This window comes from Nannocystis bainbridge (assembly GCF_028368995.1).
Taxonomy (GTDB): Bacteria; Myxococcota_A; Polyangia; order Nannocystales; family Nannocystaceae; genus Nannocystis; species Nannocystis bainbridge.
Genome location: NZ_JAQNDL010000002.1, coordinates 211,209 through 224,984, shown reverse-complemented (window position 1 = coordinate 224,984; position 13,776 = coordinate 211,209). Strand labels below are relative to the sequence as shown.

General features: G+C 72.1%; 6 protein-coding genes and 1 tRNA gene. All 7 read left to right on the top strand.

Annotation, left to right across the window (positions count from 1 at the left end):
- Positions 1-362: 362 nt before the first annotated feature.
- The 7 genes from POL25_RS18620 to POL25_RS18590 all read left to right on the top strand — a co-directional run bounded on the left by POL25_RS18620 (position 363) and on the right by POL25_RS18590 (position 13,717).
- Positions 363-1,238, top strand: coding sequence for a hypothetical protein (locus POL25_RS18620; protein WP_272087434.1), 876 nt, complete (start codon positions 363-365; stop codon positions 1,236-1,238).
- Positions 1,239-1,284: 46 nt separating this feature from the next.
- Positions 1,285-2,289, top strand: coding sequence for a DHH family phosphoesterase (locus POL25_RS18615; RefSeq protein ID WP_272087433.1), 1,005 nt, complete (start codon positions 1,285-1,287; stop codon positions 2,287-2,289).
- A 30-nt stretch (positions 2,290-2,319) separates the two neighbouring features.
- Positions 2,320-2,883 (top strand): YkgJ family cysteine cluster protein, encoded by a 564-nt coding sequence (locus tag POL25_RS18610; protein WP_272087432.1) that lies wholly within the window; start codon positions 2,320-2,322, stop codon positions 2,881-2,883.
- 143 nt (positions 2,884-3,026) lie between these two features.
- A tRNA-Met gene (locus POL25_RS18605) sits at positions 3,027-3,100 on the top strand.
- A gap of 197 nt (positions 3,101-3,297) precedes the next feature.
- Complete coding sequence (locus POL25_RS18600; RefSeq protein ID WP_272087431.1) at positions 3,298-3,693, top strand: 2Fe-2S iron-sulfur cluster binding domain-containing protein; 396 nt, start codon at positions 3,298-3,300, stop codon at positions 3,691-3,693.
- Between the two features lie 3 nt (positions 3,694-3,696).
- Positions 3,697-9,612, top strand: a complete 5,916-nt coding sequence (locus tag POL25_RS18595; RefSeq protein WP_272087430.1) for a translocation/assembly module TamB domain-containing protein — start codon at positions 3,697-3,699, stop codon at positions 9,610-9,612.
- Positions 9,584-13,717: a BamA/TamA family outer membrane protein gene (locus POL25_RS18590; RefSeq protein ID WP_272087429.1), complete on the top strand. Its 4,134-nt coding sequence runs from the start codon at positions 9,584-9,586 to the stop codon at positions 13,715-13,717. The genes POL25_RS18595 and POL25_RS18590 overlap by 29 nt, the downstream gene beginning before the upstream one ends.
- Positions 13,718-13,776 lie beyond the last annotated feature (59 nt).

Here is a 13,776-nt window from a genome sequence, read left to right as displayed (position 1 = left end):
GCATTTTCACACCGATACCTACCTCCACGCGAGTTTTCGGCGCAATCGTCGCCAACGGTCCCAACAGGCGAATTCGTGCCTGTATACGCCTGCCCCCGTCGATTCTCGCGGCCTCCCAGGGTGTTTTTCCCGTCCTCGACAGGCGATCTCGCACTTGGCGTGCGTCACCCCGGCAGCGACCGAGCCGACGCTGCGAGAGTCCCACGGCGACCTCTGCAAAGCCCTCGTGATCGCCCCTCCGCCGCGTTCGGACTCTGCGCCGATGCATCGCCGCGCGGGGCGGTGTGCGCGTGGCCCCGCTGTGACGCGGACCCGTCGCCGTCGCACTGGTCCCTGCGCCCCCCCCTCGCTATGATCGGAACGTGGATAACGTAGCCCTGTTTGCGCTTGTGCACGGCAATCCGGACGGTCGTGGGGTGCCTGCGAGTTGGTTGGCCGGAGTGCTGTCGCGCTGCTGCGAGGGCCACGGCTTCATCGCCGACGACGGGCCTCCGGTCGACCCGGCGCTCGTGCGGGCCTGGAGCGTCGGCGGCGTGCAGGGCAGCGAGACCCTCGTGCAGTCGCGTCCCGTGGTCCGCGAGCTGCGCGCCGACTTCATCGCCGATTTCTTGCGTGCGCCGAGCCAGACCACCCTCGCCGCCCACGCCTTCGCGGCCTCGGGACCTGGCTCCGAGGACATCCCCGTGCCGCGCCTCGGCCTGGCCCGCTTCCAGCGCTGGCTCGGCGTGCGGGCCGAGGGCGCCCTGGCCGTCGCCGACGACCCCGGCGACGCCCTCCGCGACCGCCTCAAGGCCTCCCTGCCCGACTTCTTGCAGCGGGCCCTCACCCACTCGGGCGACCGCGAGTTGGTCGTGTTCGGCTTCCTCGCCGCCCTCCACGCCACCGGCGACCTGAACAAACCATACGTCGCCCCGCCGCAGATCCGCCGCGCCCTCGCCACCCTCGACGACATGCTCGGCCGTCCCGCCCGGCTCAACCTGTTCGTCTGCGACGGCCGCACCGTCGGCGTGATCCACCGCGGCGGCCGGCTGCTCGTGGCCGACGCCCCGGCCCCGGCCGGCTCGCGGCGGACCCTCGCCCACGGCCCCGAATCGCGGGTCCAGGCCTCCCTGCTGATCCACGACGATGGCCCGGCGGACCTGCCGCCCGCGCCCGAGGGCGCCGAGCTGCGCCGCCTGCCCGAGGGGATCTTCACGCTCCACGCGCGCCAGCCCGGCCAGGTCGAGCGCGACGAATAGCCGCTTTGGAGACGGCGCCGGACGCCGCCGGTATAAGGGCCGCCGCATGGCGGTTCATATCCTCCATCACGGCTGGTGCTTCGACGGCGCCGCCTCGGCCGCGCTGTTCGCCGCCTTCGATCGCCAGCGCCATGGCCCCCGCCCCTGCCGCCTGATCCCCAAGGATCACCGGCCTGGCGACCCCTACGACCCCGAAGACTTCGAGGCCGACGACGTCGCCAGCGTCGACTTTCGCTACAGCCAGGATCCGCGGCTCGCCTGGTACTTCGACCACCACGCCAGCGCCTTCCAGCTGCCCGGCGACCGCGAACATTTCCTCGCCGACACCAGCGGCCAGAAGTTCCACGACCCGACCGCAAGCAGCTGCGCCGGCTATCTGGCCCGCGTCGTGCGCGAGCGGTTCGCCTGCGACCTGTCGGCCCACGCGGAGTTGATCCGCTGGGCCGAGATCATCGACAGCGCCGCCTTCCCCGACCCGCGCATGCCGGTCGAGCTGACCGAACCGGCGCTGCTGCTGATGACCTTCGTCGAGAACAACCACGACCGCGAGCTCGGCGAGCGCTTCATCCACGACCTGCTCGTCTGCTCGCTCGCGGGCCTGGCCGCCGCCGACTACGTCCAGGCCCTCCTGCGCCCGCGGCTCGAGCAGAACCGCCACGACATCCGGCTGATCGGCGAGACCGCCGTGGTCGAGGGCGACGTCCTTCATTACAGCCTCATCGACCAGCCGGTCCGCGCTTACAACAAGTTCATCCCGTACTACCACCACCCGCGGATCCGCTACGTCGTCGCCCTCACCCGCGGCCCCGACCGCCGGATCAAGCTGACCGCCGGTTACAACCCCTGGCTCCCGCGCGACGCTCGCGAGCACAGCATGGCCGCGCTGCTCGAGCCGCACGGCGGCGGCGGCCACCCCTACGTCGCCGGCTGCACCTTCGCCGCCGACGACGAGGACCGCGCCGTCGCCGTCCAGCGCGCCATCACCGCCACGCTCCGCAGCAGCCGGCCCGCCGCCCCCCTCACGGCCGCGCGCGCGCATTCCGGCGCCTGAGCCCGCGGCCTCTGGTATCCCGTCGCCTGCGTGAGCGACCCGGACCGACCTGCCCTCGCGGCCATCCTCGTCCAGCTGCGCGGCCGCGTCGACGCCCACTTCGCCGCCGCCGAGGCGCGCACCCCCGCGGCCTTCGCCTGTCGCGCGGGCTGCGACAGCTGCTGTCACCACCGCTTCGGCGTCTACGCCGCCGAGGCCGAGCCCATCCGTCGCGCGCTGGCCGACCTGTCCGTCCGGACACCTGTCCTTCGGAACAGGGTCCGCGAGCAAGCCGACGACCCGGCTCACCAGCACCACTGCGCCCTCCTCGTAGATGGCGCCTGCGCCGTCTACGCCGAGCGCCCGCTGATCTGCCGCTCGCACGGCCTGCCGGTCGCCGTCGCCGACCCCACCCCGCGCGTCGACCACTGCCCCCTCAACTTCACCGCGGGCCCGCCGCCGCGGGAGAGCGTCTTGCGCCTCGACGCCGTCAATCAGCCGCTCGCCGTCCTGGCGACCCTCTGGGATCGTGCGGACGGTACCGGGGATCTCTCGCCCGTCCGCGTCGACCTCGCCGACCTCGCCCGCGAGCCCGATCCGGGGCCAATTCGCTGATTCAGGACCACCAGGCCCCGCCTGTCCCCTGTCTCGAGACCCTCTCTGCGCGATTTCGCCCCATGCCCAGATCCAAATCGACCGAGGGCCAACACAATTTCGTTGACGCGCCGACGCCAGAGAAGTACAAGGCAAGTCCTCGCTGCGGGGTGGAGCAGCCAGGTAGCTCGCCGGGCTCATAACCCGGAGGTCATGGGTTCAAATCCCGTCCCCGCTACTCTTGAAGGGCCCGTTCTCACGAACGGGCCCTTCTTTTTTTGTGCCGCGAAGCGGCCGCGCCCGCTGCGGCTGAGCGCGCCGAGGCTCGCCCTCCTGCACGCCGCGCGGCGAGCACGCGACGCCGCGGATCGCCCCTCGCGGGCGCCACGGATTTAGCAGCGCCGTCCCGCGAGATTGGGCCACACTCGATCCCGCGTGGCGATCGAGTTCTTCACCGCGACGCGGCAGATCGTCCTCGAGGTCGCCGACATCGTCGCCGCGGACGACGAGCTCCCGCCGACCCTGCTCGACGCCGTGCGAACGGCTCGCTTGCCGCTCGGCCAGAGCTGCCGCGGCGAGGGTGTCTGTCGCAGCTGCGCCGTCGAAGTCGAGGTCGGGCTCGCGGCCCTCTCGCAGCCGACCGCGATCGAGGCGCGATTCGGCTTCACGGGGCCGAGTCGCCTCGCCTGTCAAGTCGCGCTGCCTGCGACGGGCGAGCGGGTCCGGCTCCATCATCCTGCGTGGGGCCGCCCGGCCGCCGCGTCGGGGGGTGCAACTTCTGCCCCGCCGTCCGGCCCTGGTGGTGCCGCGGATGATAGGCTAGAGCCCTGAACCGTGGCCAACGCCGGGGTAACGGGCAGCGCATGGCAGCAGGAGGCCGATCTCCTCGCTGACGGGCGGGTGCGCCTCGAACGGCTGTGCAACTCCCGACGCTTCCGTCACCTCTTCCCTGGCGGACCGAGCCTCGCCCTCCTGCTCGACGCCTACCAGGACCTGGGGCGCCAGCGCCTCGTCGGCCGGATCGCCGCCGGCGACCTGCGCAGCGCACGCCGTACCTTGCGCAAGCAGCTGCGGCGACGCGTGCGAGAGGAGGCCGTCGAGCGCTCCTTGCGGCTCGCCTACCGGATCCCGCTGGCCCGCCCGCGGCCCTTCCGGGCCGAGCTGCCGCCGATCGTCGAGAAGGCGCTCGAGGCCGTCGACGACGACGTCGAGCCGCGGATCCGCGACCACGTGCTCGGCCGCGTCGACGGCGACGTCCCCGGCCCCGACGTCGATCCGCGGCTGCACCACGGCTTCGGCCAGCTGCGCGAGGCCCTGCTGTTCCACGCGCTCGCGCACCCTGACGAGATCGGCGCGCTGCACCCCCAGATCGTCCGCTTCGCCGCCTCGCCGCAGCCGGTCCGGCGCCAGAACCCGCTGCTGCGGTTCCTCCTGATCAAGCTGCCGATCTCGTTCGTCCTCGGCTTCCTCGGCCTCTTCAGCGTCGTCTACGTCGTCGCCTACTTCTTCGTCAACGACGCCACTCTCGGCCGGATCCTCACCGTCGTCATCGACAAGCAGGTCAACGGCCGGCTCGAGCTCGGCAGCGTCCATTGGGGCCCCGACCTCATCCTCGATCTCATCACGGGCCGTCCGCACCACGCCACCGTCACCGGCCTCAAGCTGTGGCGCGGCTACATGAAGCAGGACATGCCGGAGCCGGACACCGTCATCGCCGAGTGCGACGGCCCGATCGACGCCGAGATCATCCTGCACGAGATCATCCCGTGGAACCGCTTCCTCGTGCCGGCCGTGCTCGAGGTCCCGTGGGTCTTGCACTTCACCGACATCTGGACCGAAGCGCCGATGCGGCTCAACGTGTCCGAGATCAAGACCCATTACGGCGACGGCACCGAGGCCTGGATCGTCGACCTCGTCGAGGCTTTCGGGCCCGGCCCTGGACCTTACCCGGAGGTCCACACCCGCGCGCTGAGCATCCGCATCGACCACACCGACCTCGCCGAGCTCGCGCTCGACCTCGATTTCCGCGGCCAGACCGGCTGGCAGACCCAGCTCGCGCTCGAGGATGTCGGCGCCGTCCTCCTGTTCGAGGGTCAGCACCCCAAGGAGCCGCCGCCGCTCAAGAAGCCGCTGCAATTCGGCCTCAGCGCGCTCGCCACCACCGGCTTCGCGCGGATCACCGCGCTCGGCTACGAACTCCCGATCCAGAACCTCAAGCTCGAGGAGTTCGCCTCCGGCGGCGACGGCCCGCTCGGCGACATCCGGATCCGCGCCGAGGGCGAGATCGGCGGCTCGCACGGCATCCTGCGCGGGTGGTTGCGCGACATCTTCACCGCCGGCAAGCGCAGCGTCGACGTCACCGCCCTGTTCACCGACGCCGGCCCGATCGGTCGCCTCATCACCCGCGTCCACGGCCTCGCCGACCCGATGATCGACGCCTTCGGCGCCCCGGCGCAGCTGGCCTTCCGCGGCCCCTTCGACGACATCCGCATCGCCATCGCCGCCTCCGGCGTCGGCCTCAATTTCTTCACCGACCCGAACGTCGACTGGGCGATCAAGGACGCCGCCATCGACGCCACCCTCGGCCGCGACCCCGTGCCCGTCGCCTGGTCGCAGTACATCCCGGCCGGCGAGGAGCGGTGGATCCTCGACATCGCCCGCTTCGAAGGACATGTCCTCGGGGGCAGCTTCCACCTGCGCGAGCACGAGGCCCGCAACCACCTCGTGCTCGGCACCGGCCCCGAGCGGCGCATGCTGCTGACCGCGCAGACCGAGCTGCAAGGCATCGACCCCGGCGAGCTCGTGGCCGCCGGCGGCACCCGGGCGATGCTCGCCGGCACCGCTTCGGGCAAGCTCGACCTCCGCGAGTTCGCGCTCGAGCTCAGCGCCCCGGCCCCGACCAGCAGCGACGACACCGCGCCTGCCCCGGCCGCCACCCCGGCCGACGTCACCTACGCCCTCGCTCCCGCTGCGCCGCCGCCCAAGAAGTCGGGCAAGGCCACCCGGCCCAAGGCGCGAGGCGAGGCCGCCGAGCCGGTCGCCGACGCCCTCGCCTCGGCCGCCGCGAGCACTCCACCCGCCGAGGAGGCCTCGCCGCTCGACCGCATCGTGCTCGAGATCGGCGGCCTCAAGATCGAGCGCCGGCGCACCCATGACGGCTTGCCGCGACGGATCCGCATCGACGGCGGCGTCGTCCTCGACCGCGTCGAGGGCCTCGACCTCGCCGACCTGCTCGTCACCGTCGACGGCGCCAGCCTCAGCGTCGACGGCGGCCTCGACGCCAAGTTCGCCCACCTCAAGCCGACCGACATCAAGCTCAAGATCACCGACGGCAAGAGCTTCTTCGCCAGCCTCGGCATGAGCCCGTTCGTCGAGCGGCTGCAGGCCGGCCTCACCGTCCACGGCCCGCTCGGTCGCCCGAGCGGCCGCAACGGGTCGCTGCAATTGTCTGACGTCGGCCAGGGTCAGTTCGCGGTGCAGAACATCCGCGACGTCTCGCTCGGCCTGCGCGACGGCGTGCTCAGCCTCAAGAGCGAGCGGGCGACCGTGCTCGGCGGCGCCGGGGCGCTCGACGTCGACGTCGGCCTGTTCGACGGCAAGGGCGTCAGCAGCGATCCGACCCTGCGCGCCACCATCGACCTCACCGGCGTCGAGCTCGAGCGCGTCGCTGGCGACAGCGTCGCCGGCAAGGCCGACATCCGGCTCGAGGTCGGCGACGACGCCAAGCGCCCGGTCCCGCTCTCCAAATTCCAGGCCCGCGGCGCCGCCTCGGTGCCCGAGCTCAAGGTCGGCCACGGCGAGCTGCGCGACACCGAGGCCCGCTTCAGCCTCACCCGCGACGGCGTCAACATCGACGAGTTCGTGGCCCGCCAGCACCGCCGGCCCAGCCCCTCGGCCGCGCCCGACCTCACCGTCCCGGTCGGCTCCTTGACCGGCAAGGGCTCGGTCAGCTTCGACAGCGACCCGCAGCTCGACCTCAAGATCAGCGGCCGCCGCCTGCCGATCAGCACCTTCGCCGCGATCGCCGGCCTCACCGACCTGCCCGCCGGGGCCCAGATCGATCGCGGCACCGACCTCGAGATCACCGGCACGCTGACGCGCCCGAGCGTGCACGGCACCGTCGAGCTGACCGCCATCAACGCCGTCGGCATCCCGCTCGGCAGCGGCGAGCTGCAGCTCGACAGCAACGACCGCCCCGCCGGCGACGGCCTGGCCGCGCGGCGCGAGATCGTCGTCAAGGGCCGCTTCGGCGACGACGGCGGCCGCCGGCGCCGCGCCCCGTACGAGTGGGACGTCGACGCCATCGTCGCCATCGGCGAGAAGCCGCGCGGCAGCAAGGCCGGCCCGCCGTACGCCGCCGACCTCGCGGTCCACTTCGCCAACCTGCCGCTGCGCAACCTCCTCGGCGCCGCAGGCATCGAGCCCGGCGAGGGCCTGCACGGCCAGGCCGAGGGCCTGACGGTCACAGCCCGTACCTGTCCTCCGGGACAGCCGCTGATCACCTCGTGCCTGTGGCACGACGACCAGGGCGACCGCGACCTCAAGATCCTCGTCGAGCTCGATCGCCTGTGGGCCGCCGGTCGCTCGCCGAGCTCGGGCGTCGCCGCCGGCAGCAACCTGCCCGGCGACCCGTGCCGCGAGTCCGACTCGCTGTGCACCGCCAACCGCCTGGTCGCCACCCTGCAGGGCACGCGCCTCAGCCTGCGCGACGGCTGGGAGCTGCGCTCGGGCGGCGTCGCCGTCGGCAAGACCCTCACCGTGTCCGGCGACGTCGAGCTGTCGGCCTCGCCCGAGGCGCCGAAGAAGGACGAGAAGCGCGACTGCAGCGAGCCGCCCACCGCCGCGCGCACGCCCCCGGCCACCGGCGCCAGCGCCCGCGTCGCCGGCGAGCTCGACCTCGCCGGCCTCCACCCCTTCGTCGCCGGCACCGCCGTGTCCGGCATCGCCGGCAAGATCGGCCTCGACGTCAAGCTCGACGGCCACGTCAGCGACCCGATCATCACCGGCAGCTTCAGCGTCCCCGACCCGCAGAAGCCCGTCACCGCCAAGGCCGCCGGCACCACCTTCGCCGTGCCCAAGCTGTCGCTGCAGTGGGCCCAGGACGCCCTGCTCGCCTCGGGCGAGCTGTCGGTGCGCGGCCAGACCGTGCAGTTCGGCGACCTCAACGGCCACCGCACTTTCTACGTGCTCGGCGGCGAGTGCGGCGGCAGCTTCTCCGCCGCCGCGCGCGGCCGCCTCGACGGTCGGCTGCTGCGCGAGTTCCTGCCCGACACCTTCGCGGCCAGCTCGGGCGGCCTGCAGATCGCCGACGCCCACGCCGCCGGCCGCGTCGGCGACAGCCTCGATCTCAAGACCGTGCGCGCCCGCCTGCAGCCCGCGCCCGGCGGCCTGATGATGGAGCTCGCGGGCCTCGGCCTCGAGGCGATCGAGCTCGACAACGGCGTGATCGAGATCCAGCGCTGCAACGAGTCCGACCCGTGCCCGGGCAAGCAGGAAGGCTTCGCGGTGATCGTCGGCGGTCGCACGGCCGCGATCGACGACCTCGTCGCGCCCGAGGGCCACCTCGCGGCCCGCGTCGGCGACCGCGGCTCGCTGTCGCTGTGGGGCAACGTCGTGCTCGCGCCCGACTTCTCGCGCCTCGAGAGCAGCAGCCTGCGGGTCGACCTCGAGGAGGTGCAGTACAAGATGTTCGACAACTCGGGTCGCCCGCAGCTCTACGCGGCGATCTCGGGCAAGGGCATCGTCCTCGAGGGGCGCGACGTCCAGACCCTGCGCGGCGACGTGCAGGTCGCGCGCGGCCGCTGGGTGCGCGACGCGCAGCAGGGCGTCAAGGTGCTATCCTTCGCCGATCCGAGCTCCGCGCCGTCCGCTCCGCCGCCCGAGATCCTGCGCGACATGAACCTCGACCTCCGGCTCCGCACGACCACGCCATTCCGGGTCGACAACAACATCATGAAGGGCGTCGAGGGTCAGGTCTCGCTGGCGATCGGCGGCTCGATCGCCGACCTCGAGATGTCGGGCCGCGTCGACGTCACCGCCGGCGTGCTCGACGTCGCCATCCTCAACGGCGCCTACGACATCACCTTCGGCCGCGTCCTGCTCGAGAACAACCTGTCGTCGAGCAAGGTCGACGTCCGCGCCCAGCGGCAGGAGCCGGTCTACATCGAGAACCAGCCGCGGCAGATGTCGCTGATCCTCGGCGGCACCCTCGACGCCATCACCTTCCGCTGCGCCGTGCTCGGCGACACGCGCGCGCGCAGCCGGACCCAGCGCGAGTGTGTCGACTACGCCATCCTCGGCAGCGGCAACCGCGAGGTCGCCGACGCCAACGTCCGCCGCTACGGCTCCGGCGGCCTGCTCGGGCGCCCGCTCGGCCTGGTCGGCAACCTCACCGAGATCAACCTCAACCGCTACGTCGAGAAGTCGGTCCCGCGCCTCGCCCCCTACCTGCCGCAGGTCGGCGCCCAGCTCGGTCAGCTCGGCGTCGAGGTCAACGCCGAGACCCCGCGCCCGTGGTTCCGCACCGACTGGGGCAACATGACGATCGGCGCCGGCTACACCCGCGGCTACCCGGGCCTGCTCCTGCGCAACAGCTACGACTGGCGCGTCCGCTTCCGCCTGCTCGACTCCGCCGTCCTCGAGTTCCGCGACAACCGCCGCTCTTACTTCAACGAGCGCATCATCTTCGACCCTCTCCGCCAGCGTTCGCTCGAGCTGCGCCTTGAATACCAGCTTCCCAGCCTGCGCTGACCGCCGCCTCGCGCGCCTGCTCGCCGCCCTCGCGCTCGCGTGGACGAGCGCCGCGCCGGCGTGGGCCGCCGCGCCCCCGGGCCCGCCGCCCGGATCGCAGGCGCCGATCACCACCACGCCGGCCCCGAGCCCCGACGACTCCGGCGCGAGCCCCAAGGGGCCTGCCCCGAAGACCAGCAACGATGGGACAGGTCCCAAAGCACCTGCCCCCCACGACAGTAGCGAAGGGACAGGTCCCGAAGAACCTGCCCCCAAGGACAGCCGGACCCCGGTCGGCAAGCCGCAGGGCGTGAACGCGGGGCCGGCGGCCAAGCCCGACCAGCCGGCCCCGCCGGCCGCGCCGGTCGGCATCACCGACGTGCCGATCGAGTCCGCGCCCGCCCCCGACAAGGAGCTGCCACCGGAGGGCAGCGAGCTGGCCGCGCCGACCACCACCACCGAGGCGCCCGAGATCCAGGCCCCGAGCGTCGTCACCAGCGGCCCGACCTGCGCCCGCGTCGACGCCGGCGCCGACCCGTTCGGCCTCATCGACCGCGCGCTCGACAGCCTGCGCGACCGCGGCGGCTTCGAGGTCGGCACGCGCGAGCGCGGCACCACCCTGCGCGGCACCGCCTGCGTCGTCGACCTGCGCGGCAAGGACTACGCCCTCCTCTACTACCAGCTCGAGCTCACCGCCGAGGAGGGCAGCTACGTCATCGCCCTCGAGCCCAAGGGCGCCGGCGAGGTCGAGCTCAGCGTCCGCCCCGTGCTCGAGGGCGAGGACCCCGGCGTCGTGTTCGCCCGCATCGAGCGCTCGCGCGTCGTCGGCGACAAGTTCTTGCCCGGTGACGACGGCGTCCGCCTGCGCAAGATCTTGAACCTCGGCACCGGCTACCTGATCCCGGCCGCCATCTCCGCCCAGCTGCAGCAGCTCGGCTACCGGGCCCAGTTCGAGCCCGACGGCGCCAACCTGCTGTCGATCCGCGTCGAGCCGGGCCAGAGCATCCGCCGCGTGCGGGTCCGCGGCCACCTGCCGCTGTCGAAGACCGAGGTCCAGCGCGAGCTCAGCATCAACTCGCGCCCCGGCTCGCTGTCGCGAGGCAAGTGCGTCTCGCCGCGACAGCAGCGCAAGGAGCGGCCGTCCGTGTGCGAGCCGGGCGACGCCGCCTGCACCAAGTGGGAGGCCGACGAGATCGATCGGCTGAAGCGCTACCTCTACGACAAGGGCTACCTGCGCGGCAACGCCTCGCTCGGGCTCACGTGCGGGCGCGCCAGCGACGAGGTCGACCTCTACGTGTACCTCGACAAGGGCCCCGCCTTCCGCGTGCCGATGCGCCAGGTGAAGGTCGTCGGCAAGGTCTCCGAGGACGACAAGGGCTGGATCCGCCGCGCCTTCTGGCCGCGCGTCAAGGCCACCCCGTTCCCGGCCCGGATCACCCGCGAGCGCATCGAGGAGAGCCGCGAGCGCGTCGAGCGGCAGTTCGCCGAGCCGCGCGACGCCATCATCCGCCGCACCGCTACCTCGCGGCTCGCCCTGCCCTACCCGCAGGTCCAGGTCGGCACCAGCTACGACGACCTCAAGCCCGAGGACATCCCGAAGACCGGCAAGCTGCCGCTGACCGTCGACGTCGACCTCGGCCCCGGCGTCAAGACGTCCTTCATCGGCCGCCGCAGCTACTCCGAGCAGCGCCTGCGCAGCGAGCTGCAGCTGTTCTCGCGCCGGGAGGCCCCGAGCGCGCAGACGGCCCAGCGCGAGGCCGCCAACCTGCGCGGCTTCTATCAGGGCAAGGGCTTCCTGCTGGCCGAGATCGACGGCCGCTACGACGACTACGGCAACGCCCCCGGCGCCCTCACCTTCCAGATCAAGGAGGGCCCGGTCGTGCGCATGAAGAAGCTCGACCTCGTGGTCGGCCGCGGCGTCCCTCGCGGCGTGCGCGAGCGGCTCGAGCGCGAGTTCGCCGACGAGCGCGTGCTGCGGGCCCCCGGCACCTTCACCGAGGCCGCCGTCGTCGACCACCTCTCGGCCTTGCTCGCCAAGTTCGCCGACGCCGGCTACCTGTGCGCCCAGGCCGGCGTGCGCGTCGCCTTCTGGCCCGACGGCCTCGACAAGAAGGGCGAGTACGCCGACGTCGACGTCGAGACGATCCTGCGCCGCGACTCGTTCGCCGCCTGGGCCGTGCGCGACCTCGACCCCCGCGGCCTCGCGGCCCTGCGCAAGCAGTCGCGCGCCGAGCTCTACGTGCGCGTCAGCGTCGAGCCGGGCCCGCGCGTGTTCACCTCGCGCAAGCCCGAGGTCGTCCGCTACCTCGACGGCCCGGTCCCCGGCGACCGCGAGATCGAGGGCCAGCCGCACCACGACCGCGGCGAGTGGGGCGCGACCCGCATGCTCCGCGGCACCGCCCTGCGCCACAAGGGCGACGACCGCCCCGGCAACATCCCGCTCGCCACCTCGCTCGACCGCGACACCGAGCAGGGCATCGTCGACAACTACCGCAACGACGGCTTCCCGGTCGCCGACGCCGAGCTGCGCTGGCTTTACACCGACCCGCGCACCAAAGAGGTCAAACCTGTCCCGAACGCCAGGCGCCTCGTCGACCCCGAGATCGGCCTGTGCCAGGCGTACAAGAGCGGCTCCGCCGTCGAGGTCGAGGCCGAGATCAGCGTCTACGAGGGCCGCCCCGGCGTGTTCGGCGACACCGTCGTGCGCGGCAACTTCAAGACCCACAACTGGATCTTGCGGCGCCAGTTCGCCCACAAGACCGGCGGCGTGTACTCGCGGGCCAAGGCCGACGAGTCGCGCGCCAACGTCGACGGCCTCGACGTCGCCGAGAGCACCGAGCTCACCGCCTACCCGACCGGCTGCGACCTCGACGACGACCCCAACGAGCGCTGCGCCGTCCACCAGGTGCTCGAGATGCGCGAGTCGAAGGACGTCTCGGTCAAGCTGCAGGGCGGCGTCGGCCTGGCCACGCTCGACCCGTTCTACGTGTTCCTCCACCCGATCTTCCCCAACCTGTTCGGCACCGCCTGGGACTTCGACATCCTCGGCCACTACGGCTTCAACACCCAGCGCTTCTCGTCCAACGTGCCGTTCCTCGGCGACTGCGCCGGCCAGCCCTGCTACGAGCGCAGCGTCCGCGGCCGCCTGGCCCGCCCGCGGATCTTCGCCACCCCGCTCACGCTCGAGATCAACGGCCAGTACCAGCGCCGCGTCACCCCGGCGCGCGGACCTATCGAGCTCGCCGTCGGCAACATCACCCTCAGCTACAGCCGCAGCCGCGCGCTCCAGCTCTACGTCGGCTACCTGATCCAGAAGAGCAACATCTCGCAGGACATCTCCAAGCCGGCGTTCACCCCCGACACCGAGCTCGGCCTGCCCACCGTCGTCAACCGCCGCGACGCCATCGTCTCCGATCGCACCGGCGCGCTCACGGCCGGCTTCACCTACAACAACACCGAGAACCCCTCGAACCCCGACAAGGGCATCATCATCCAGGGCGACGTGCGCTTCGCCTCGCCCTACTTCGGCGGCCAGGACTGGTTCCTGCGCACCGACCTCGCGTTCCAGCACTTCATCCCGATCCCGCGCACGGCGAACCGCCTCAACTTCCGCTACGCCCTGCGCTACGGCCACGCCATCCCGCTGCCGAACCTGCCGGGCGGCTCGGGCGCGGCGGGCGTGCCCGAGATCTGGCGCTACTGGGGCGGCGGCACGGCCGACCTCGGCCTGCGCGGCATCTTCCCCGAGACGATGCTGGTCGACATCGAGGCGATCGACACCGGCGACGGCTTCAAGCGCCTGCACTACACCGCCCAGGGCGGCCACATCCGGGCCCTCGCCACCATCGCCCTGCAGGTCACCTCGCTCAACGATTTCCTCGGCGGCAAGATCCACCACTCGCTGTTCTTCGACTTCGGCATCCTGACCCAGCGCTGGTCGCAGGTGCAGCTGGCCCGCGATTTCCGCCGCAGCGTCGGCATCAACTTCGTCAAGTGGGACATCAAGCTGGTCACCCTGGCCCTCGGCTACGCGATCCTGCTGCCCAACTCGATCGCCCCCGGCAACGTCAAGCCGATCGACGACCGCAACGGCCGCTTCATCTTCGACGTCGGCATCACCTTCTGACCGTCGGGACATGCCCCGAAGGGCATGCTCCCTGCGACATGCCTCGAAGGCCATGCTCT

Bases quoted from the DNA above. Each gene is read 5' to 3' on its own strand.
- POL25_RS18615 (WP_272087433.1), top strand. From the start codon at position 1,285: ATGGCGGTTCATATCCTCCATCACGGCTGGTGCTTCGACGGCGCCGCC.